The sequence below is a fragment of the Streptomyces sp. NPDC002935 genome (genome assembly GCF_040611295.1).
GTDB lineage: Bacteria > Actinomycetota > Actinomycetes > Streptomycetales > Streptomycetaceae > Streptomyces.
Genome location: NZ_JBEXNW010000023.1, coordinates 118,200 through 140,826 on the forward strand (window position 1 = coordinate 118,200; position 22,627 = coordinate 140,826).

General features: G+C 69.8%; 18 protein-coding genes. 8 read left to right on the forward strand and 10 right to left on the reverse strand.

The window, feature by feature from the left end; genetic code table 11:
- Positions 1 to 31: 31 nt before the first annotated feature.
- From ABZX90_RS28300 to ABZX90_RS28315, 4 genes are all read left to right on the forward strand, one after another.
- On the forward strand, positions 32 to 1,009 hold the full coding sequence (locus tag ABZX90_RS28300) for a tetratricopeptide repeat protein (protein WP_351127871.1): 978 nt from the start codon (positions 32 to 34) through the stop codon (positions 1,007 to 1,009).
- Between the two features lie 619 nt (positions 1,010 to 1,628).
- Positions 1,629 to 2,264 carry a DUF6230 family protein gene (locus ABZX90_RS28305; RefSeq protein WP_351127873.1) on the forward strand — a complete coding sequence of 212 codons (636 nt, stop codon included), beginning with the start codon at positions 1,629 to 1,631 and terminating at the stop codon, positions 2,262 to 2,264.
- Between the two features lie 117 nt (positions 2,265 to 2,381).
- Positions 2,382 to 2,951, forward strand: coding sequence for a DUF6114 domain-containing protein (locus ABZX90_RS28310; protein WP_351127875.1), 570 nt, complete (start codon positions 2,382 to 2,384; stop codon positions 2,949 to 2,951).
- The gene (locus ABZX90_RS28315) at positions 2,941 to 4,242 is read left to right on the forward strand and encodes a hypothetical protein (protein ID WP_355209347.1); all 1,302 of its coding nucleotides are present in this window, start codon (positions 2,941 to 2,943) and stop codon (positions 4,240 to 4,242) included. Before ABZX90_RS28310 ends, ABZX90_RS28315 begins: the two co-directional genes overlap by 11 nt.
- An 89-nt stretch (positions 4,243 to 4,331) precedes the next feature.
- Here ABZX90_RS28315 and pyk read toward each other — a convergent pair whose 3' ends face one another.
- The 3 genes from pyk to pta form a co-directional block, all read right to left on the reverse strand.
- Complete coding sequence (gene pyk / locus ABZX90_RS28320; RefSeq protein WP_351127879.1) at positions 4,332 to 5,762, reverse strand: pyruvate kinase; 1,431 nt, start codon at positions 5,760 to 5,762, stop codon at positions 4,332 to 4,334.
- A gap of 96 nt (positions 5,763 to 5,858) precedes the next feature.
- On the reverse strand, positions 5,859 to 7,118 hold the full coding sequence (locus ABZX90_RS28325) for an acetate kinase (RefSeq protein ID WP_351127881.1): 1,260 nt from the start codon (positions 7,116 to 7,118) through the stop codon (positions 5,859 to 5,861).
- Positions 7,115 to 9,205: a phosphate acetyltransferase gene (gene pta, locus ABZX90_RS28330; RefSeq protein ID WP_351127883.1), complete on the reverse strand. Its 2,091-nt coding sequence runs from the start codon at positions 9,203 to 9,205 to the stop codon at positions 7,115 to 7,117. Before pta ends, ABZX90_RS28325 begins: the two co-directional genes overlap by 4 nt.
- 255 nt (positions 9,206 to 9,460) lie before the next feature.
- Here pta and ABZX90_RS28335 point away from each other — a divergent pair, with 255 nt between their 5' ends.
- A complete protein-coding gene (locus tag ABZX90_RS28335; protein ID WP_351127885.1) occupies positions 9,461 to 10,486 on the forward strand; it encodes an ATP-dependent 6-phosphofructokinase in 1,026 nt (341 codons plus the stop codon).
- Positions 10,487 to 10,566: 80 nt separating this feature from the next.
- On the opposite strand, the gene ABZX90_RS28340 is transcribed toward ABZX90_RS28335, so the two are convergent.
- The 6 genes from ABZX90_RS28340 to ABZX90_RS28365 form a co-directional block, all read right to left on the reverse strand.
- Positions 10,567 to 11,277 carry a helix-turn-helix transcriptional regulator gene (locus ABZX90_RS28340; protein ID WP_351127887.1) on the reverse strand — a complete coding sequence of 237 codons (711 nt, stop codon included), beginning with the start codon at positions 11,275 to 11,277 and terminating at the stop codon, positions 10,567 to 10,569.
- Between the two features lie 111 nt (positions 11,278 to 11,388).
- The gene (locus ABZX90_RS28345) at positions 11,389 to 12,243 is read right to left on the reverse strand and encodes a carbohydrate ABC transporter permease (RefSeq protein WP_355209352.1); all 855 of its coding nucleotides are present in this window, start codon (positions 12,241 to 12,243) and stop codon (positions 11,389 to 11,391) included.
- A gap of 1 nt (position 12,244) precedes the next feature.
- Positions 12,245 to 13,138, reverse strand: a complete 894-nt coding sequence (locus ABZX90_RS28350) for a sugar ABC transporter permease (protein WP_355209386.1) — start codon at positions 13,136 to 13,138, stop codon at positions 12,245 to 12,247.
- Positions 13,139 to 13,176: 38 nt separating this feature from the next.
- The gene (locus ABZX90_RS28355) at positions 13,177 to 14,547 is read right to left on the reverse strand and encodes an extracellular solute-binding protein (protein WP_351127930.1); all 1,371 of its coding nucleotides are present in this window, start codon (positions 14,545 to 14,547) and stop codon (positions 13,177 to 13,179) included.
- A gap of 308 nt (positions 14,548 to 14,855) precedes the next feature.
- Positions 14,856 to 15,533 carry a response regulator gene (locus tag ABZX90_RS28360; RefSeq protein WP_355209355.1) on the reverse strand — a complete coding sequence of 226 codons (678 nt, stop codon included), beginning with the start codon at positions 15,531 to 15,533 and terminating at the stop codon, positions 14,856 to 14,858.
- Positions 15,530 to 17,185 (reverse strand): sensor histidine kinase, encoded by a 1,656-nt coding sequence (locus tag ABZX90_RS28365; RefSeq protein WP_351127893.1) that lies wholly within the window; start codon positions 17,183 to 17,185, stop codon positions 15,530 to 15,532. The genes ABZX90_RS28360 and ABZX90_RS28365 overlap by 4 nt, the downstream gene beginning before the upstream one ends.
- A gap of 265 nt (positions 17,186 to 17,450) precedes the next feature.
- Between ABZX90_RS28365 and ABZX90_RS28370 the strand changes: the two genes are divergently transcribed.
- Positions 17,451 to 18,887 carry a cation:dicarboxylase symporter family transporter gene (locus tag ABZX90_RS28370; RefSeq protein WP_355209389.1) on the forward strand — a complete coding sequence of 479 codons (1,437 nt, stop codon included), beginning with the start codon at positions 17,451 to 17,453 and terminating at the stop codon, positions 18,885 to 18,887.
- Positions 18,888 to 19,073: 186 nt separating this feature from the next.
- Here the strand turns inward: ABZX90_RS28370 and ABZX90_RS28375 are convergent, their stop codons facing one another.
- The gene (locus ABZX90_RS28375; RefSeq protein ID WP_351127934.1) at positions 19,074 to 19,691 is read right to left on the reverse strand and encodes a TetR/AcrR family transcriptional regulator; all 618 of its coding nucleotides are present in this window, start codon (positions 19,689 to 19,691) and stop codon (positions 19,074 to 19,076) included.
- Positions 19,692 to 19,875: 184 nt separating this feature from the next.
- Between ABZX90_RS28375 and ABZX90_RS28380 the strand changes: the two genes are divergently transcribed.
- Both ABZX90_RS28380 and ABZX90_RS28385 read left to right on the forward strand, forming a co-directional pair.
- Positions 19,876 to 21,711 carry an MFS transporter gene (locus tag ABZX90_RS28380; protein ID WP_355209358.1) on the forward strand — a complete coding sequence of 612 codons (1,836 nt, stop codon included), beginning with the start codon at positions 19,876 to 19,878 and terminating at the stop codon, positions 21,709 to 21,711.
- Positions 21,712 to 21,844: 133 nt separating this feature from the next.
- The gene (locus ABZX90_RS28385; protein ID WP_355209361.1) at positions 21,845 to 22,609 is read left to right on the forward strand and encodes a DUF2127 domain-containing protein; all 765 of its coding nucleotides are present in this window, start codon (positions 21,845 to 21,847) and stop codon (positions 22,607 to 22,609) included.
- Positions 22,610 to 22,627 lie beyond the last annotated feature (18 nt).

The following is a 22,627-nucleotide window of genomic DNA, read 5'->3' on the forward strand; positions in this document are numbered from 1 at the left end:
CACGTGCGCGAGGAAGGGGGAGGATGTACTCATGCAGCCACGGAACATGTCCATGAGCGGAGTCGTCGACCTCGCCGCGGTGAAGGCGGCCCAGGAGGCCAAGTCGAAGGCGGAGCAGGCTCGCGCCGATGCCGCCCGGCAGGGCGGCGGGGGCGGGGCCGTGACCCCCGCGAGCCTTGTCATCGACGTCGACGAGGCGGGATTCGAGCACGAGGTCCTGCAACGCTCCACCGAGGTGCCCGTCGTCATCGACTTCTGGGCCGAGTGGTGCGAGCCCTGCAAGCAGCTGAGCCCGGTCCTGGAGCGGCTGGCCGTCGAGTACAACGGGCGGTTCGTGCTCGCCAGGATCGACGTCGACGCCAATCAGATGCTGATGCAGCAGTTCGGGGTCCAGGGGATTCCGGCCGTTTTCGCGGTGGTGGCCGGACAGGCCCTGCCGCTCTTCCAGGGAGCCGCTGCCGAGGCGCAGATCCGCGGGACCCTCGACCAGCTCGTCCAGGTCGCCGAGCAGCGCTTCGGCCTGACCGGCCTGACGGTCGACGCCGACGCCGAGCCGGGCGAGGCCCCGGCGGTGCAGGAAATGCCGGCCGGACCGTACGACGCGCTGCTGGAGGCCGCCGTACAGGCGCTGGACGCGGGCGACTTCGGCGGTGCCGTCCAGGCGTACAAGAACGTCCTGGGCGACGACCCGGGCAACACCGAGGCCAAACTGGGGCTGGCCCAGGCCGAGTTGCTCGCGCGGGTGCAGAACCTCGATCCGCAGCAGGTGCGCAGGGACGCCGCCGAGAAGCCCGGTGACGTGCGGGCGCAGATCGCGGGAGCCGACCTGGACCTCGTCGGCGGCCATGTCGAGGACGCCTTCGGGCGGCTCATCGACACGGTGCGGCGCACGGCGGGCGACGACAGGGACGCCGTACGGCTGCGACTGCTGGAGCTCTTCGAGGTGGTCGGGGCCGACGACCCGCGCGTGATCGCGGCGCGCCGGGCACTGGCCCGGGCCTTGTTCTGACCAGTCCCTAAACGTCAGGGCCTGTGATGCCCAGGTGAAAGATTGGCCGACAGGGGTACATGTGGCCGCGCTTTACCAAAACTTGGTAAACGCGGCCGCTGTTACTCGTAGTAAGTCGAGGGCGTTGAACTGTCTGGTTCCGTCCGTCAATTGACCGTTGTGTCACCCCTGGTGGTGCCACCCTGCGTCGCCGCCCGATACCGGCGGGTCGTTGTTCGGTTATCCCGCCGTTACTAGCGAGTAACGAACCCCCTTGTGCACGCGGCGAGAATGCACCACGATCGGCGACGCTCGGTCCATTCCCGCACCCCGACAGCCAATCGGGTCGGCGGACTTTCTGGGTCCCCACCGAGTAGGGCCGACAGCAGTGCGGTCGGTTCTTGGGCAGGGGGGTCTTTGCCGTCCGGCAGAGCCTGTCCAGCAGGTTGTGCGTGATGTGTGTCAGGCGCGACCAGTGGTTGTCGCTCGGGGGTGATCGCCGGTGATTCAGGTGCAATCGCACTTTTGGGTACAGGCGCTCTCCTTCCCGAGGACGTAGCACTTCTCCCATCCCTGCCCGGCTGAGCCGCCGCAACGTGGCAGTCAGGGCCAGGAGATGTACGTCCGAGAAGGAGGAAATATGATGTCCCAGGTGCGTGGCGGGACCAGATGGAAGCGGTTCGCCGTCGTCATGGTGCCCAGCGTGGCAGCCACGGCAGCGATAGGTGTCGCCCTCGCGCAGGGCGCTCTTGCCGCATCGTTCAGCGTTTCCGGTCAGTCGTTCAAGGTGAGCGCGGACAAGCTCGACGGAACGGGCTTCGCGCAATACGGAGCCATTGACACGGGTTACACGCTCAAGGGCGAGAAGACGGCTCACCCCGTCGCGGTCTCGGCGTTCAAGAACGCCAAGATCACCAACATGTGCCAGTCGGTCGTCACCCCGGACGTCCCGTTCTTCGGTTCCGTCAGCCTCGTGCTGAAGGCCGGCGGCGAGGGTACGCCGGTCGAGGCCGACAACCTGTACATCGACGTCGAGGACCTCGAGGCCAACGCGACGTTCCGCGGCATCGACATCGGTGTTGCCGCCAAGGACACCGCCAAGGGTCCGGGCATGAAGGGCGGCGGCGAGCAGGCCAACCCCTACGGGTTCGCCCAGCAGGCCGAGTCGGCCACGCTGACCGACGTGAAGCAGACGGCGTGGGCGACCACCGCCGGCACGTTCAAGCTCAGCGGTCTGAAGATGTCGGTCAAGGCCGGCGTCAAGGAGTGCTACTAAGCACCCCTGGGGCGGGCGAGGAGGCTCAGGCCGCTTCGCCCGCCCCGCTCCGCACGCCGTACGCGGAGCACTCAACGCCTACTTCTCACAGCAAAGCCGTTCCAGGGAGCTGTTTCCATGAGCGCCGAGACTCCTGCCGCGCCCGGCCAGAACGATGAGCACTACCTCCAGGTGTTCCGGCGGAACTTCCGTACCTGGAGGGGCGACCGCCCGTTCTGGGCCGGCCTGTTCATCGGGTTCGGCGGTTTTCCCATCGCCTACTTCCCGTACGCGAACCTTCAGGTCGGTCATCTGACGCTGGCGATGTCCACCACTGCCGGCGCCGGTTCCCTGATCATCGGCGTACTCCTGGGCGTGCTCGGGATCAGCCTCTGGTTCCAGAAGCACGTACGGACGTTCGCGGGTGTCGCTGCGATCCTCCTCGCGCTGGTGTCCCTCCCGGTGGCCAACCTGGGCGGTTTCCTGGTCGGCTTCCTGTTCGCTCTCATCGGCGGCGCCATGGCGGTCTCCTGGGTTCCCGGCGAACCCGACGAGGGGTACTCCACGGGGAAGTCCCTCGACAAGGACGGCGTGCCGGACACTGCGGCGGCCGAGCCCGTCGAGCCCGCGAACGGTGTGGGCGACCCGAACGATCTGTCAGGAACGAGCCCGACCAACGGGGCGAACGGGAGGCACAGTGCCGGCTGACGAGGTGATCCACGGGACGGATGTGGACGAGTCCCGTGTGAGAACCGGGCCGCGCCACGCGGCCCCGAGGAAGCCGCTGTTCACCAGGATCCAGATGCCCGCCGGCAAGGCGATAGCCATAGCGGCGATGCCGACGGCGGTCCTCATGGGAATGGGACTCACCCCGACGCTCGCCCAGGCCGACGACCACTCCACGTCCAGGAGTCTCACGGCCGACGAGTACCAGGCGTGCGTCGAGGCCGTGACCGGCTCCGAGGACGGGAAGGACGCGTCGGACACGGCGTCGCCCTCCGCCTCGGCGAGCCCGAGCGAGTCGTCCGACGAGGCCACACCGACCCCCTCCGCGTCGTCGGAGTCCGCCGCCCCGGGCAAGACCTCTTCGCCGGATTCAGGTTCCGACGACACGGCCGAGCCCGCTCCCTCGGCGTCCTCCTCCGCCGCGAGCACGTCGGACAAGGCGGCGGACAGCAGCGCTTCCACGCCGACCCCCTCGGCGTCGGAGAGCACCAAGAACCCGCTGGACCCGCTGGGCGTCGGCGACGCCATCAAGGACATCCTCACGCCCGACGAGACGGCGAGCTCCACACCCACGCCGTCCGCCTCGGCGAGCGCGACCGGGGACACGGCCGCGTCCGACGGCAAGAGCGTCACGGACACCGTCAAGGACACGACCGACAAGGTCGCCGACACCGCCGAGGACACCACCGACGCGGCGTCGAAGGCGGCCTCGGACACCACCGAGACGGTCAAGGAGGCGGCGGCCGACGCCGTCACCGCCACGCCCACCCCCTCGGCGAGCGCCACGACGGACGCCTCGGACTGCCCGGTCGCGACCGATGACGAGGGCGGTGTCGACAACCCGGTCACCCTGCCGAACGACCCCTGGTACCTCAACGCCAGTTCGCTGCTCCTCAAGGGCGCCGACTACCAGGGCATCGTCAAGGTGAAGACCGCCAACGGCACCGTCAAGAAGGTGCTGAAGTACGTCATCTCCGACGGCACCGACATCGGGGACCTGCACCAGACCGTGGACGACAAGCAGGCCGGCAAGACGTACCACGTGCAGGCCGGCGCGGGCACGACGTCCACCATCCGTGACGGCAAGACGATCATGTACACGGAGAGCATCTCCGGGAACCTGCTCGGGCTCATCCCGGTCACGTTCGACCCGGACAACCCGCCGCCGCTGAACATCCCGCTGATCTACTTCACCAAGGTGAAGGTCGTTCAGGCCGGTCAGTTCGGCGGCACCCTGACCGTCCCCGGACTGCACCAGTACACGACCGGCTGAGCCGTCCAGATCCCGTCCGGGAGCCGCACAGACGCTGAGGGCGCCCCCTGTTCGCAGGGGGCGCCCTCAGCGGCGTTCAAGGCGGGGGATCAGGCGTGGTCGACCTCGCCCAGGTGGTGCACCCGGACCATGTTGGTGGTGCCGGGGACACCGGGGGGCGAACCGGCGGTCATCACGACGACGTCGCCCTCGTTGAACCGCTTGAGCTTCCGCAGCTCGCGGTCGACCAGTTCGACCATCTCGTCGGTGCTGTTCACGAACGGCACGACGTGCGACTCGACGCCCCAGCTCAGCGTCAGCTGGTTGCGGGTGCCCTCGTCCGTGGTGAAGGCCAGGATCGGCTGGAGCGCGCGATAGCGGGACAGCCGGCGGGCGGTGTCACCGGACTTGGTGAAGGCCACCAGACCCTTGCCACCGAGGAAGTCGGCGATCTCGCAGGCGGCACGGGCGACCGAACCGCCCTGCGTGCGCGGCTTCTTGCCCGGGACCAGCGGCTGCAGGCCCTTGGAGAGGAGCTCCTCCTCGGCCGCGACGACGATCTTCGACATCGTCTTCACGGTCTCGACCGGGTACGCGCCCACGCTGGACTCGGCCGACAGCATGACCGCGTCCGCGCCGTCCAGGATCGCGTTGGCAACGTCGGAGGCCTCGGCGCGCGTCGGACGGGAGTTGGTGATCATCGACTCCATCATCTGGGTCGCGACGATCACCGGCTTGGCGTTGCGGCGGCACAGCTCCACGAGGCGCTTCTGCACCATCGGGACCCGCTCCAGCGGGTACTCGACGGCCAGGTCGCCACGGGCCACCATGACGGCGTCGAACGCCGCGACGACGCCCTCCATGTTGTCGACCGCCTGCGGCTTCTCCACCTTGGCGATGACGGGGACGCGGCGGCCCTCCTCGTCCATCACCTTGTGGACGTCGTTCACGTCGTTGGCGTCGCGCACGAAGGACAGGGCGACCATGTCGCAGCCCATCCGCAGGGCGAAGCGCAGGTCCTCGACGTCCTTCTCCGACAGCGCCGGCACGTTCACGGCCGCGCCGGGCAGGTTGATGCCCTTGTGGTCGGAGATCACGCCGCCCTCGATGACGACCGTCTTGACCCGGGGGCCGTCGATCTCGACGACACGCAGCTCGACGTTGCCGTCGTTGATGAGGATCTGGTCGCCGTGGGAGACGTCCCCGGGCAGACCCTTGTAGGTCGTGCCGCAGATGTGCTTGTCACCCGGCACGTCCTCGGCCGTGATGACGAACTCGTCGCCACGCTCCAGCTCGACGGGGCCTTCGGCGAAGGTCTCCAGACGGATCTTCGGGCCCTGCAGGTCGGCGAGCACACCGATGGCGACACCGGTCTCGGCCGAGGCGGCCCGGACACGGTCGTACCGGCCCTGGTGCTCGGCGTGGGATCCGTGGCTGAAGTTGAAGCGGGCCACATTCATGCCGGCCTGGATCAGCTCGACCAGCTTCTCGTGGGAGTCGACCGCGGGGCCGAGAGTACAGACGATTTTCGAACGGCGCATGGGGCGATCCTATCGGTTTGTTTCGCTACGGAATATTCCGTCTGGTGGAAGATACAAATGGGCGGGCGGCCGCTCAGGCGTGGCTCTCCGGCCCGCTCAGGCGTTGCCCTTTCCGACCAGCGCATACGTCTGTGTGGCGATTTCCAGTTCCTCGTCCGTCGGCACGACGGCGACCGCGACCCGTGCGTACGGCGGAGAGATGAGCCGGGGCTCACCGCCGCGCACGGCGTTCAGGTCGCCGTCGACCGCGAGCCCCAGTTCCTCCAGGCCCGCGATCGCGGCCTCGCGCACCGGGGCGGCGTTCTCGCCCACTCCGGCGGTGAAGGCGACGGCGTCCACCCGGCCGAGGACCGCGTAGTAGGCGCCGATGTATTTCTTCAGGCGGTGGATGTAGATGTCGAAGGCGAGCCGGGCCTGCTCGTCGCCCTCGTCGACACGGCGGCGTATCTCCCGCATGTCGTTGTCGCCGCACAGACCGATCAGACCGCTCCTCTTGTTGAGCAAAGTGTCGATCTCGTCCGTGGACATTTTGCCAACGCGCTCCAAATGGAAGATGACGGCCGGATCCACGTCACCGGAGCGCGTTCCCATCACCAGACCTTCCAGCGGCGTGAGCCCCATCGAGGTGTCCACGCACCGCCCGCCCCGGACCGCCGACGCCGAGGCCCCGTTGCCCAGATGCAGCACGATGACGTTGACCTCCTCGGGCGCCTTGCCGAGGAGCTCGGCGGTCGCGCGGGAGACGTAGGCGTGCGAGGTGCCGTGGAAGCCGTACCGGCGGATGCGGTGCTCGTCGGCGGTCGCCACGTCGATCGCGTAGCGCGCGGCCGACTCCGGCATCGTCGTGTGGAACGCGGTGTCGAAGATCGCGACCTGGGGGAGGTCGGGGCGCAGCAGCATCGCGGTGCGGATGCCGGTGAGGTTCGCCGGGTTGTGCAGCGGAGCCACTGGGATCAGCCGCTCGATCTCCGCGAGGACCGTCTCGTCGATGACCGTCGGTTCGGTGAAGGACCTCCCGCCGTGCACCACCCGGTGGCCGATCGCGGCCAGTTCGGGGGAGCTCAGGCCGAGCCCGTCCACCGCCAGTTCCGCCGCCACCGCCTTCAGCGCGGCCTCGTGGTCGGTGAACTCGGCGGTCCTCTCGCGGGTCTCACCCGTCGTCAGCGCGGTGTGCCGCAGCAGGGAGGTGCCCTCGCCGATGCGCTCCACCAGGCCGACGGCGAGCCGCGAGCTGTCCCGCATGTCGAGCAGTTGGTACTTCACCGACGAGGAGCCGGAGTTGAGGACGAGGACCCGCGTGGCCGGCGGGGAGGCGGGCTCGTCGGCGGGGGCGGAGGGGGACGGGTGGGCGCTCACTGCTGGGCAGCCTTCTGGTCGGGGGCCTGGGACTGGATCGCCGTGATGGCGACCGTGTTGACGATGTCCTGGACGAGCGCGCCGCGGGACAGGTCGTTGACGGGCTTGCGCAGACCCTGGAGCACCGGGCCGACGGCGATCGCGCCGGCCGAACGCTGCACGGCCTTGTAGGTGTTGTTGCCGGTGTTGAGGTCGGGGAAGATCAGCACGGACGCCTGCCCGGCGACCTCCGACTCCGGCAGCTTGGTCGCCGCGACCGAGGGCTCGACGGCGGCGTCGTACTGGATCGGCCCCTCGATCCTCAGATCGCCGCGGCGCAGCCGCACCAGCTCGGTCGCCTCGCGCACCTTGTCGACGTCGGCGCCCGAACCCGAGGTGCCCGTGGAGTAGGAGAGCATCGCGATCCGCGGCTCCACGCCGAACTGCTCCGCGGTGGCGGCCGAGGAGATGGCGATGTCGCAGAGCTGCTCGGCGTTCGGGTCGGGGTTCACCGCGCAGTCGCCGTAGACGAGGACCTTGTCGGCCAGGCACATGAAGAAGACGGACGAGACGATCCTCGATTCCGGCCTGGTCTTGATGATCTCGAACGCGGGCCGGATGGTCGCGGCCGTCGAGTGCACGGACCCCGACACCATGCCGTCGGCGAGGCCCTCCTGCACCATGAGCGTCCCGAAGTAGTTCACATCCGCGACCACGTCGTACGCCAGCTCGACCGTGACTCCCTTGTGGGCGCGCAGCTCGGCGTACTTCTCGGCGAAGGAGTCCCGCAGCTCGGAGGTCTGCGGGTCGATGAGCTGGGTGGCGCCGAGATCGATGCCGAGGTCGGCGGCCTTCTTGCGGATCTGGTCGACCGGGCCGAGCAGGGTCAGATCGCAGACACGCCGGCGCAGCAGCACCTCGGCGGCGTGCAGGACGCGCTCCTCGGTGCCCTCGGGCAGCACGACGCGGCGCTTGTCGGAGCGGGCCTGCTCCAGCAGTTTGTGCTCGAACATCATCGGGGTGAGCCGGTCGCTGCTGGGCGCGGAGACCCGCTTCAGCAGGTCGGTGGTGTCCACGTACCGCTCGAAGAGGCCGAGCGCCGTCTCCGCCTTGCGGGGGGTGGCCGCGTTCAGCTTGCCCTCCAGGGCGAAGAGCGCGGTCGCGGTGGGGAAGGAGTTCCCGGCCACCGAGACGACCGGGGTGCCGGGCGCGAGGCGGGCCGCGAGGGTGAGGATCTCGCGGCTGGGCCGCTCGTCCAGGGTGAGCAGGATGCCGGCTATCGGCGGGGTGCCGGCGCTGTGCGCGGCGAGCGTGCCGATCACCAGGTCGGCGCGGTCCCCCGGGGTGACCACGAGACATCCAGGGGTCAGCGCCCGCAGGAAGTTCGGCAGCATCGCGCCGCCGAAGACGAAGTCGAGCGCGTCACGGGCGAGCCCCGCGTCGTCGCCGAGGAGCACCTTGCCGCCGAGCGCGTGGGTGATCTGCGCGACGGTGGGAGCGGAGAGCGCCGGCTCGTCCGGAAGGACGTAACAGGGCACCGGAAGCCGGGAGTCGAGCCGCTCCAGGATCGCCGTCCGGTCCTCCGGGGCCACCCGGTTCACGACCATGGCGAGGACGTCGCACCCCAGCCCGTCGTACGCGCGGTAGGCGTTGCGCGCCTCGGAGCGCACCGACTCGGCACTCTGGTCCCGGCCGCCGACGACCGGGATCACGGACGCGGCGAACTCGTTCGCCAGACGGGCGTTGAGGGCCAGCTCGTCGGGGAGCTGGGTGTCGGCGAAGTCGGTGCCGAGGACGAGGACGACGTCGTAGTCGCGGGCGACCAGGTGGAACCGGTCGACGAGCGTGGACACCAGCTCGTCGGTACCCTGCTCGGCCTGGAGCGCGGACGCCTCGTGGTAGTCCATGCCGTACACCGTCGCCGGGTCCTGCGCCAGCCGGTAGCGGGCCCGCAGCAGCTCGAAGAGCCGGTCCGGACCGTCGTGCACGAGCGGACGGAACACCCCCACCCGGTCGACCTGGCGGGTCAGGAGCTCCATGACCCCCAGCTCGACGACCTGGCGGCCGTCACCTCGGTCGATCCCGGTCACGTACACGCTGCGCGTCACGCGTGCTCTCCATCCGTCTCGTCGCCAGGCGGTTTTCTGGGCTCGGAAAAGGGCCCACCAACGTGAGCAGAACCCTCTTGACAATACCTCCGGCGCTGGCTAGGACGCCCGCCAGGGCAAACGGCCTGGTCGGCCCGGACCGGCGTTCCGGCCGCCCGGCGGGTGCCCCGCCGGAGGGAATCGGCGGGCCACCTCGGGCCGTGAAACAATCGGACTGGCTCACACGAATCAGCAGGGAGCAGGAGACACAGCACGATGCGCATCGGAGTTCTCACCGCAGGCGGCGACTGCCCTGGCCTGAACGCAGTGATCCGGTCGGTCGTGCACCGAGCGGTCACCAACTTCGGGGACGAGGTCATCGGCTTCGAGGACGGCTACGCCGGGCTCCTCGACGGCCACTACCGCACCCTCGATCTCAACGCGGTCAGCGGCATCCTCGCCCGCGGCGGCACCATCCTCGGCTCCTCCCGGCTCCAGCGCGACCGGCTCCGCGAGGCCTGCGACAACGCCCAGGACATGGCGCGCGAGTTCGGCATCGACGTGCTCATCCCGATCGGCGGCGAGGGCACGCTCACGGCGGCGCGGATGCTGGCGGACGCCGGCCTGCCCGTGGTCGGCGTGCCGAAGACGATCGACAACGACATCTCCGCGACGGACCGCACCTTCGGCTTCGACACCGCCGTCGGCGTCGCCACCGAGGCCATGGACCGTCTGAAGACGACGGCCGAGTCGCACCAGCGTGTGATGGTCGTCGAGGTCATGGGCCGGCACGCGGGCTGGATCGCCCTGGAGTCCGGCATGGCGGCCGGCGCCCACGGCATCTGCCTGCCCGAGCGTCCCTTCGACCCGTCCGACCTCGTCGCGATGGTCGAGGAGCGCTTCGCGCGCGGCAAGCGGTTCGCCGTCATCTGTGTCGCCGAGGGAGCCCACCCCGCCGAGGGCAGCATGGACTACGGCCACGGCGCGATCGACAAGTTCGGCCACGAGCGTTTCCAGGGCATCGGCACGGCCCTCGCGTTCGAGCTGGAGCGCCGCCTCGGCAAGGAGGCCAAGCCGGTCATCCTCGGCCACATCCAGCGCGGCGGCACGCCGACCGCGTACGACCGCGTCCTCGCCACCCGCTTCGGCTGGCACGCCGTAGAGGCCGCGCACCGCGGCGACTTCGGCAAGATGACCGCGCTGCGCGGCACGGACATCGAGATGGTGCCGCTGGCGGACGCGACCACCGAGCTGAAGACGGTGCCGAAGGACCGGATGGACGAGGCGGAGTCGGTGTTCTAGTTCCCTCGGGGCGGTGAATGGTCACGGAGGTCAGCGCTCACCGAGGTCGAGGGAGCGCTGACCTCGAAGCGTGCTGATCCTCAGTACGTATCTCTGTGGACCGCCGACCAGAAGTGGCCGACCACCCCGTCGAGGAAGTCCCGGCCGGACTCGCCGGAGCCGGTGGCGGCCGAACCGCCCCAGTTCAGCGTGGCGACCATCAGCCCCTGGTAGTCGGTGTGCAGCTCCTCCAGCACGGTCTCCAGGAGGTGCCGGTCCAGGGGCACCACCTTCGCGACCGGACGCACGTAGGCCTGCCAGCGCGTCGTCACGGCACTGCGCAGCAGGTCGGCGAGCCGGTCGTCGCGGCCCGTCACGGTGATGAAGTCGGGCAGCGAGAGTTCGAGCACCTCGGCGAGCGCGGTCGACTGCCGCTCGTTCCCTCGCCAGACGCCGGACTCCTCCATCCGCTGGTAGGCGAGGAGTTCGAGCCCGACGGCGCGCGCCACGTCCTCCTGGGCGAGATCCCGGGCGACCCGGTGTTCGCGCAAGGTGCGCGGGGCGCCTATGAGTTCACCCGGCGAGCACCACAACACGCCCGCGAGGGCGGTGAGTTCGGGGCTGCTCGGCGCGGTGGTGCCGCGCTCCCAGGCGTTGACGAGATCGGGCGTGACGTACGGCAGCCCGTACGAGGCTCTCAGTCCGTAGGCGACGTGCTCGGGCCCCATTCCGAGCGCTGCCCGCAGTCTTCGGGCGGCGGAGGCGTTGAAGGGCGGGGTGGGCTGTTGGGCTTGCGGTCGGTGCACGCGCACAAAATATGGGCCCGGGGCTGCGGTGACTACGGTCTGTTCGGCCACAATCACAGATTGTAGGAACATACGGTTTTGGTCGCGGCCCTGATGGGGCCGTGCAGGAACGATCACTCAGCCCTTGACGGCCCCGCCGAGGGCGAACCCCCCGCCCAGCCGCCGGGCCACCAGTACATAGAGCAGGATCACGGGCGTCGAGTAGATGACCGAGAACGCGGCGAGCTGTCCGTAGACGACGGTCCCCCGGTTCCCGAAGAACTCGTTGATGCTCACCGACGCCGGCATCTGGTCCGGTGTGAGCAGCAGCATGAACGGGACGAAGAAGTTCCCCCACATCATCACGAACGAGAAGACCGTCACCACCGCCACGCCCGGCCCCATCAGCGGCAGCACGATCCGCACCAGGGACTGCAGGGAGGACGCCCCGTCCGTCCAGGCGGCCTCCTCCAGCTCCTTGGGTACGCCGTCCATGAAGTTCTTCATCAGCCATATGGCGAAGGGCAGTTGGGAGGCGGCGAAGAAGAAGATCGTGCCCTGCAGGGTGTCGATCAGATTGACCTGCACGAACAGGGCGTACACGGGCACCATGATCGCCGTGATCGGCAGGCTCGTCGCGAAGAGGATCGTCAGCAGGAACGGGCGGTTCAGCCGGGACCGGAAGCGCGAGAGGGGATAGGCCGCGAGGGCCGCGCACACCACCGTCAACGCGGTGCCGCCGCCGCAGAGGATCAGGCTGTTCAGCAGCGGGGTGAAGGTGATGTCCGGTTTCAGCACGGCGTCGAAGTTCGACAGCGTCACGCCGTCCGGCACCTTCACCCGCAGGTCCGCGCGCGGGTCCAGGGAGGACAGGACCACCCAGGCCAGCGGGAGCGCGAACGCGGCCGCCACCACCAGCAGTCCGGCGTCCGCCGCCAGGCGCCGTCCCGAGCGGCGGGACCTGAGCGTCGCGCCGCGTGTCAGTACGGCCATCTCACACCTCCGTCCGCAGCAGCCGCATGTACACCAGCGAGAACAGCGAGCCGACCACCAGGAGCAGCAGTGCCACCGCCGTCCCGTACCCGATCATGCTGTTCTGGAAGGCCTGTTCGTACATGAACAGCGGCAGGGTCTGGCTGCGGCCTCCCGGACCGCCCCTCGTCATCACCCAGATCAGCCCGAACACCGAGAGCGTCTGGAGGGTGTTGAGCATCAGGTTCGTGCCGATCGAGCGGCGGATCATCGGCAGCGTGATGTGCCACATCCGCCGCCAGCCACCGGCCCCGTCCACCTCCGCCGCCTCCGTGATCTCCTTCGGGATCTCTCCCAGTGCCGCCGAGTAGACCAGCATCGAGAAGGCCGTGCCCCGCCACACGTTCGCGAACGACACCGCCAGGATCGGCAGCGTGAACATCCAGTTCTGGGACGGGAGATGAAGCCAGTCCAGGATGGCGTTCAGGGTCCCTTCGCGGCGGAAGAAGGCGTAGAGCAGAAAACCCGCGACGACCTCCGGCAGCACCCACGCCGTGATGACGACCGCGCCGACCAGGGTGCGCACCGGCTTCGACGCCCGCTGCATCAGCGCGGCCAGGGCCAGGCCCAGGGTGTTCTGCCCGATCAGCGACGACAGCACCGTGAACACCAGTGTCAGCCAAACGGCGTTGATGAAGGCCTCGTCCTCGAACGCCGCCCGGAAGTTGTCGAAGCCGACGAAGGACGAGTGCGCCTGGCCCGTCAACTGGAGGTCCGTGAAGGCGATGTAGGCGCAGTAGACGATCGGGCCGGCGAGGAAGAGGAGCAGGAGGACGACGGCCGGGGCGAGCGGAAGAGTCCGGGTGAGGGAGCGCAGGAGGCCTCCCCGGCGAGGGGAGGCGACCTTGGTTCGCAGCGGCCGGACCGGCGGGGACGCGGCCTTCGAGGTGACACTCACTTCCGGGTCACCTGGTTGCCGGTGGCCGTCTTCAGTTCCTCGTCGTAGGTGGTCGCCGCCTTGTCGACGGAACTGTCGCCCGTCGTCACGCTCTCCATCGCCTCCTGGACGGCGGTCGAGACCTTCGGGTACGCCGGGTAGGCGGGCCGGTAGTGCGTGCTGGCGACCAGGTCCGTGAAGAACTTGATGCCGGGCTGCGCCTGTACGTACGCCGGGTCGGCGGCGACGTCCTTGCGGACCGCGATACCGGAGTTGGCGATGTACCACTTCTGGGCGTTCGCCTTCGTCTGCATCGTCTGGACGAACTTGAAGGCCAGGTCGGGGTTGGACGCCTTGGAGGGGATCGACCAGGTCCAGCCGCCGGACATGCTGACCTTGCCGGGGGCCTGGCCGTGCTGGGTGGGCATGGGGGCGAGGCCGAGCTTCCGCGACCACTCGGGCCACTCGTGACCCGAGCCCTTCAGCCAGTCCTGCGGGAGCCAGCTGCCGTCGAGGTCGATGCCGAGCTTGCCCTTGGGCAGCAGCTCACCGCGGACGCTGGTCCCGAAGTTCGGGTCGAGCGCGTCGGCGACGTCGGGGCCGAGCTTCTCCTTGTAGACCGTCTCCACGAAGGTCAGGGCGTCCTTGAAGCCCTGGCCGCCGGCGATCCACTTCTTGGACGCGGTGTCGTACAGCGGGTCCGCCGTGCCGTCGCCGGTCCCGTACAGCAGCATCTCGAAGCCCTGCATGGTGGCGGCCTCGCCGGCGGGCTTGCCCGTGTAGACGTTCAGGGGAGTGACGCCGGGGACCTTCCTCTTGATGGTGCGGGCGGCCGTGAGGACGTCGTCCCAGGTCTTCGGCTTCCAGTCGGCCGGCAGCCCCGCCTTCGCGAAAATGCCCTTGTCGAACCAGAGCCCGCGGGTGTCCGTCCCGTCCGGGACGCCGTAGGTCTTCCCGTCCTGCGCCTTGGCCGCCGCCTTCGCGGTGTCGATGAACTGGCCCCAGTCGGACCACTTGTCCAGATACGGGTCGAGCGGCTTCAAGTACCCGCTCGTGATGTCCGAGTTGATGAGGAACGTGTCCTCGTAGACCAGGTCGGGCGCCGTCTTGGGTGATCTCAGCATCTGCTGGAGCTTCGTGTAGTACTCGGAGTCCGGAGCCTTGATCGGGACGAGTTCGACCTTCTTCCCCGGGTTCGCCTTCTCGAACTGCTTCTTCATCTCGCCCAGGTAGGTGTCCATCACCCGGATCGAGTTGTCCGTGGACTGCTTGAACGACACCTTCACGGTGTCCGGATCACTCCCGGAACCGGATCCGCAGGCGGTGAGCGTCGTCGCGGCGAGCAGCGTCGCGAGAAGTGCGGGGGCGGCGGTGGGGCGCACGGGCAGGACCTCCTACGGGCCGACATCGTTGTCGTGCGAGCCGAGTTGTCTGCCCGCCGAACGTAAGAGATGTGCGGATGTCAGGTCAATGACTGTGCAGCGGCTTTGACTTGGGCGCCTTCCTCGGCTCGTCGAGCGGACGGGAGCGGAGGGGAGTGGCCAAGTCGGCGCGGGGCTCACGGTGTTGTCGGTGATCGAGGCGCTGGCGGGGGGCGGGGCCGGGAGCTCCGGGGGTGCGGCTCGGCCGTCCCGAGGAGGTCGTACCACCGCAGTGGCCGCGCCGTCGTCCTGCCGAACGGCTGACGTCTTCCGGGTCAGCCCTTCACCCAGCGGTACTGCAACTCCGGGCGCCCGACCGTCCCGTACTGCGGAGCGCGCACCGCCCGGCCCCCCTCCACCAAGTGCTCCAGATAGCGCCGGGCGGTGATCCGCGAGATGCCGACGGCCTCGGCGACCTTGGCCGCCGTCAGGCCGTCGGCGCGGTCCCGGAGGGTGACGGTCACGCGTTCCAGGGTCGGCGCGCTCAGGCCCTTGGGCAGCGCGGCCGGGCCAGGAGCCCGCAGGGTGGCCAGGGCGCGGTCCACCTCGTCCTGGCCGCTCGCCTCGCCGGCCGCGGCGCGGAACTCGGCGTACCGGATCAGCCGGTCGCGCAGGGTGGCGAAGGTGAACGGCTTCAGCACGTACTGGACGACCCCGAGCGACACACCCTCCCGTACGACCGCCAGATCCCGCGCGGACGTCACCGCTATGACGTCGGCGTGATGGCCGGCGGCGCGCAGGGAGCGGGCGAGCTGGAGTCCGTGCACGTCCGGGAGATGCAGGTCGAGCAGCAGCAGGTCCACCGGCGTCCGGTCCAGCGTGCGGCGCGCCTGCGCACCCGTGTGGGCCTTGCCGACCACCGTGAAGCCGGGCACCCGGCCGACGTACATGACGTGCGCGTCGGCGGCGACGGGGTCGTCCTCCACCACGAGCACGCGGATCGGATCGGTCATACGTCGCCTCCAGGCAGAGCGGGCTCGGACGGCCGGGCGGACCGGGCGGGCGGGGGCACCGTGGGCAGCGGCAGACGGGCCTCGAACTCCGCCCCGCCGTCGGCTCCCTCGCGTACCGCCAGCGTGCCCGCGTGACGGCTCACGGTCTGCCGGACGAGGGCGAGACCGAGGCCGCGGCCGCCGGGACCCGCCGGTTTCGTGGACCAGCCGCGCTGGAAGACCTGCTCGGCGTGGGCGGGGTCCACCCCGGAGCCGGTGTCGGTGACCCGCAGCACCAGGACCGAGTCGTCCGTGAACGCCGTCACCGTGACGCGTGCGCCCACCGTGCCCTGCGCCGCGTCCATCGCGTTGTCGATCAGATTGCCGAGGACGGTGACCAGGTCGCGCGCGGACAGCGAGGCCGGGAGCAGTCCGTCGTCGATGCCGCTGTCCTCGGAGACCACGAGTTCCACACCGCGCTCGTTCGCCTGCGCCGCCTTGCCCAGCAGCAGTGCGGCCAGGACCGGTTCGCTGACCGCGGAGATCACCTCGTCGGTGAGGGCCTGCGCCAGTTCCAGCTCCGCGGTGGCGAAGTCGACGGCCTCCTCGGCGCGGCCCAGTTCGATGAGGGAGACCATCGTGTGCAGCCGGTTCGCCGCCTCGTGCGCCTGCGAGCGCAGCGCCTGGGTGAAGCCGCGCTCCGAGTCCAGCTCGCCCGTCAGCGCCTGGAGTTCGGTCACGTCCCGCAGGGTGACCACCGTGCCCCGGCGTTCGCCGCCGGACACCGGCGAGGTGTTCACGACCAGTACGCGCGCGTCCGTCAGATGGACCTCGTCCACGCGGGGTTCCGCCGACAGCAGCGCGCCCGTGAGCGGCGCGGGCAGCCCGAGTCCGGCCACCGAACGGCCGACCACGTCGTCCGTGACGCCGAGCAGTTCCCGCCCGCCGTCGTTCATCAGCGCCACCCGGAACTGCCCGTCCAGCATCAGCAGTCCCTCGCGCACGGCGTGCAGCGCGGCCTGGTGGTAGTCGTGCATACGGCTCAGCTCGGCCGCGTTCATGCCGTGGGTGGAGCGGCGCAGCCGGGCGTTGATGACGTACGTGCCGATACCGCCCAGCAGCAGCGCGCCCGCCGCGACCCCGATCAGGGCCGTGACCTGGTCCTGGACGCGTTGGGTGATCGCCTCGACCTTGATGCCCGCGCTGACCAGGCCGATGATCCGGCCGTCGGCCCGGATCGGGGTGACGGCGCGCACGGAGGGGCCGAGGCTGCCCGTGTAAGTCTCCGTGAAGGACGTGCCCGCCAGCGCGGGGCGGATGTGCCCGAGGAAGTGCTTGCCTATCAGCTTCTCGTCGGGGTGCGTCCAGCGGATGCCCCGCGGATTCATGATCGTCACGAAGTCGACCTCGGTGTCCCGCTGCACCTGGAGGGCGTACGGCTGGAGGTCCTCGGTGGGTTTCGCGGTGCCGATGGCCTCGTGGACGGAGGGGGCGTCGGCGACCGAGCGGGCGACCGCCATCGCCTGACGGCCTGCGGCCTCCTCGGCCTGGCTGCGGTCGCTGACGTAGGTGAACAGCGCGTACCCGGCGACGAGGACCGCGATGAGCACGGCCTGCATGCCGAAGAGCTGGCCGGCCAGGCTGCGGGGTCGCGGGACACGGGGGAGACGCATGCCGTTCAGTGTGCCTCGCCCGGACGGGTGCTCCTTCGGACGGCGGGAACCACATGACTCCGCCGGGGATCGGGAGCCGGGTGACTCCGTCCGGCAGCGGGGCCGAACGACTGCTCCGGTGTGCGTGAACTCAATGAACGGAAGGGTGACCGCCCTCACACGCCGGGAGATAGTCCCCTCATCCCCCCGGGAGCCCACGCCTCCCGGATTCCCCGGACGTGAGCCGCACGCCGGGTTCCGCCGGACGTGAGCCGCACGCCGGATGATGCCGACGACGTCGTCAAGGAGGGCAGCCGTGGCCAGCACGCCGCAAACGGTACCTGCCGCACCCGCCGCCAAGCGGGACAGAACGCACTATCTGTACATCGCCGTGATCGGCGCCGTGATCCTCGGTATCGCCGTGGGCCTGATCGCCCCCGACTTCGCGGTCGAGCTCAAGCCCATCGGTACGGGCTTCGTGAGCCTGATCAAGATGATGATCTCCCCCATCATCTTCTGCACGATCGTGCTGGGCATCGGCTCGGTCCGCAAGGCCGCCAAGGTCGGCGCCGTCGGCGGTATCGCACTCGGCTACTTCCTGGTCATGTCGCTGGTCGCGCTCGCCATCGGCCTGGTCGTCGGCAACATCCTGGAGCCGGGCAGCAGCCTGGCGCTGACCGACGCGGTCAAGGAGGCCGGACAGGGGCAGGTGTCGGCGGAGGCCCTGCCGCCGGTCGACTTCGTGCTCTCGATCATCCCGACCACGATGATCTCGGCGTTCACCGAGGGCCAGGTCCTGCAGACCCTGCTCGTCGCGCTCCTCACCGGGTTCGCGCTCCAGGCGATGGGGACGGCCGGGCAGCCGGTCCTGCGCGGTGTGGAGCACATCCAGCGCCTCGTCTTCCGCGTCCTCGCCATGGTCATGTGGGCCGCCCCGCTCGGTGCCTTCGGCGCCATCGCCGCCGTCACCGGTTCCGCCGGCCTGGACGCGCTCAAGAGCCTCGCCGTGCTGATGCTCGGCTTCTACGTCACCTGCTTCCTCTTCGTCTTCATCGTGCTCGGCACGCTGCTGCGCGTGGTGACGGGCCTGAACATCCTCACGTTCTTCAAGTACCTGGGCCGGGAGTTCCTGCTGATCCTGTCCACCTCCTCCTCCGAGTCCGCCCTGCCGCGGCTCATCGCGAAGATGGAGCACCTGGGCGTCGGCAAGCCCGTGGTCGGCATCACCGTCCCGACCGGCTACTCGTTCAACCTCGACGGCACGATGATCTACATGACCATGGCCTCGCTCTACATCGCCGACGCGATGGGCACGCCCATGTCGATCGGGGAGCAGATCCCGCTCCTGCTCTTCCTCCTCGTCGCGTCCAAGGGCGCGGCGGGCGTCAGCGGGGCGGGCCTCGCCACCCTGGCCGGCGGCCTTCAGTCGCACAAGCCCGCCCTGGTGGACGGCGTCGGCCTCATCGTCGGCATCGACCGCTTCATGAGTGAGGCACGCGCCCTGACGAACTTCGCCGGCAACGCCGTGGCCACGGTCCTGATCGGCACCTGGACGAAGGAGATCGACAACGAGCGGGTGGCCAAGGTCCTCGCCGGGGAGCTGCCCTTCGACGAGAAGACCCTGCTGGACGACGCCGACGCCGACGCGGATGCCGGCACCGCCGCCGATGCCCACGCGGACGTACCGGCGCAGGGCGGCGAGAAGGAGCCGGCCCAGGCGTAGGAACTCCGGCTCCGCGCGGGTGGGCGGCGCGCGAGCGTGGGGTGCGCGGTCCGCGGGAAGCCGGGTGCACGGTCCGCGGGCGCCCGCCCCCTCCTGAGACGCCGGGCGGTCAGGTTCCCCCCACCTGGCCGCCCGGTGCATCGCCGAGGGCGACGGAGGATCGAAGGTCCGGACCCCTCCGAGGACTCAGTCGCTCAGTTTCGCCACCAGTTCGGTGGCGCTCGAGGCGGGTACGCCCGCCGCGGTCAGCATGGTGACCGTGGCGGAGCTGCCCGCCTCCTCGGCTGCCAGGAGGCCGTCGTTCACCGCCTCCATGAGGGCGAACAGGGTCTGCTCGTGCACGTAGGCCAGTGCGTACGGGGGCAGCGGGGACGCGAACACGCCCTGGTCCAGGCCGCGTCGGAGAATCTCGGCGCAGGCCTCGCGGACGGGCGTGAGGCGCTCGCGGATGCCCTGCATGGTGACGCTGCGCTGGGCGAGGGCGACCAGCAGCCGATAGCGGTCGGCGATCTCCCAGACGGCGAGGGTCGAGCGGGCCAGCGACTCGGCCGGGTCCGCGACCCCTTCGCGGCCCGCCGCGTGCGCCGCCGCCACCGCCGCCACGGCCTCGTCGGTCAGGGTGCCGATCAGCGCCTCGCGGCTGGGGAAATGCCCGTACACCGTGCGCCGTACGACACCCGCCGCCCGTGCGATCTGGTCCATGGACGCGTCGGGGTCGCGCAGCAGTTCGGCGAGTGCGACATCGAGGATGCGGCGGCGGTTCACATCGGCGCGGCTCGGGTTACCCGTGGTCATGGCTGCCATTCTGCCCGCCCCCGGGGCGACCTCCCCTGCTGCGGTCACAGGGTCTCCACCTCCTTCATTTGCACAGCGCTGTGCAATCTCGTAGATTGCGCAGCGTTGTGCAATTGCACTCCATTGTGCAAGTCCTGGTGCGGACGGATCCCGGATCTCCGTACCCGTCGATCAAGGAAGGGCGACCGTAGCCATGCGTCTCGTCATGAACCAACCGGTCGAGAGGATGGACCGGCCCTACGCCCGGCGCTGGTGGGCGCTGCTGGTGCTCTGCCTGAGTCTGCTGATCATCGTGATGGCGAACACCGCCCTCACGGTCGCGGCTCCCGACATGACCCAGGACCTCGGCCTGTCCAGCGCCGACCTGCAATGGGTCATCGACGGATACACCGTCCCCTACGCCGCGCTGATGCTGCTGCTCGGTGCCATCGGGGACAAGTACAGCCGGCGCGGCGCGCTCGTCCTGGGGCTCGTCGTCTTCGGCGGCGGCGCGGTCGCCGGTTCGCTCGTCGACAGTTCCACCGGGGTCATCGCGGCCCGCGCCGTCATGGGTGTCGGCGCCGCGCTGATCATGCCCGCCACGCTCTCCCTGCTCGCCGCGACCTTCCCGCGCGCCGAACGGGCCAAGGCCATCGTCCTGTGGACCGCCACCGCCGGACTCGCGATCGCCGCCGGGCCGCTGGTCGCGGGCGCCCTGCTGGAGCACCACGGCTGGTCGTCCACCTTCCTGATCAACGTGCCGATCGCGGTCCTCGCCATCGTCGGCGCCCTCGTGCTCGTACCGCCGTCCAAGGCCGCGCACCACAACCGCATCGACTACGTCGGCGGGCTGCTCTCCGTCGTCTGGATCGGCTCGCTGGTCTACATGATCATCGAAGGCCCGCACTTCGGGTGGGGCGTGAAGGCCGTGACCGCGGCGGTGGTCGCCGGGGCCGGACTGCTCCTCTTCGTCCTGTGGGAGCTGCGCCACCCGCGCCCGGTCATCGACGTACGACGCTTCGCCCACCGTCGCTTCGCGGGCTCGAACCTCGCCGTCGCCCTCTTCTTCCTGGCCGTCTTCGGCGCCTTCTACTACCTCACCCAGCATCTCCAGTTCGTCCTCGGCTACGACGCGCTGGACACCGGAGTGCGGATGCTGCCGCTCGCGGGCGCCGTCTTCGTGGGCTCGGCGCTCACCGGGTACCTCACTCCGCGCATCGGCATGAGGTTCACGGTCACCGCGGGCATGGTCGGCGGCACGGTGGCCCTGGCACTGCTCACCCGGGTGGACGCCTCCTCGGCGTACGGCGACTTCGTCCTGCCCCTCGTCATCCTCGGTCTCGCCATCGGGCTCGCGCTCTCGCCCTGCACGGACGCCATCATGGGCGCCTTCCCGGAGGCCGAACTGGGAGTCGGCGGCGCGGTCAACGACACCTCGCTGGAGCTCGGCGGCTCGCTCGGCATCGCCATCCTCGGCTCGGTGCTGGCGGGTTCGTACTCCTCGCACCTCGCGGACGCCACCGCCGGCAGCAAGCTTCCCGCGGGCGCCCTGTCCACGGCCCAGGACTCGGTGGGCGCCGGATACGCCGTCGCCCAGGGCATCGGCGGCAAGGCCCGTCAGCTCGGCGAACAGGCGGCGCAGACGACGAACGCGGAGCAGGCGGCCCAGTTGAAGGCGCAGGCCGGCCAACTCGCCGACGGAGCCCGGCAGATGGCGGACGCGGTCGGTTCGTCCTTCTCGGACGCGGTGGCCCACACCAGCCTCGTCGGAGCGGTGATCCTGGGCGTGGGCACGCTGCTGGTGGCGGTGCTGCTGCCGCGCAAGACGCGTACCGGGGTCGACGCGGAGACCGAGACCGAGGGTGGGAACGGCGCTGTGACCGGGAACGAGGCCGAGGGCGGCCCCGAGGCGGGTGCCGACGGCGCAACCGATGCTGAGGCGAGCACCGCGGCCGAACCCGTCGCCTCTGCCGTCGCCACCACCGACGCCCAGGTCGCTGACGAGGTGTCGTCGGAGGAGAACTCGTCCGCGGGGAACGCGGCCCGCTGACCGCTTCCCATCGTGATGTCCCGGCCGCCCCGGAACCGTGACCCGCGGGCCGCCGTCTCGTAGAACATGTGCACTACCGTGCCGTGCCGGATCGACCGGCACGGCACGACACGTTCTGCGGAGGACACCGAGGATGAAGATCGACTGGGACCGGCGTACGTGCGCGCGGCGCGGCCACGTGACGTACGCGCCCGACGAGCGGGTGCTGCGGGAGCGGCTGTGCGCCGAGACGGGCCTCGGCGAGGCCTGGCGCTGCCTGCGCTGCGGCGACTTCGCGCTCGGCGATCCGCACGGCTCGGGCCCCGCCGACGAGGCGCCGCTCGTGCCGCGCGGCAAGGTGCTCCGCGATCTGTTCATCCTGCGCTTCCTGGCGATCGAACGGGCCGTGCGCGGGGTGTTCATCGTGCTGGTCGCGGCCGCCGTCTGGAAGTTCAGCAACAGCCGGCACGCGGTCCGCCGGCTCTTCGACGAATACCTCGACGTCCTGCGGCCGGTCTTCCGGCACTTCCACTACGACCTCGACCACTCGCCCGTGGTCGGCACCATCCAGAAGACCTTCGGCTACAAGCACTCCACCCTGTTGCTGGTCGCGGTCCTGCTGCTGGTGTACGCGCTGGTCGAGCTCGTCGAGGCGTTCGGACTCTGGTACGCCAAGCGCTGGGCGGAGTACCTCACGGTCGTCGCCACCGCGGCGTTCCTCCCGCTGGAGATCTACGAACTCACCGAGCACATCAGCTGGTTGAAGATCGCGACGCTGGTCCTGAACATCCTCGCCGTCCTCTACATCGCTCTCACCAAGCGGCTGTTCGGCCTGCGTGGCGGGCACAAGGCCTTCGAGGCGGAGCGGCAGAGCGCGTCACTCCTGGAGGTGGAGGAGTCGGCCGGGGTCATGGTCTGACCCTCGGCCCACGAAACG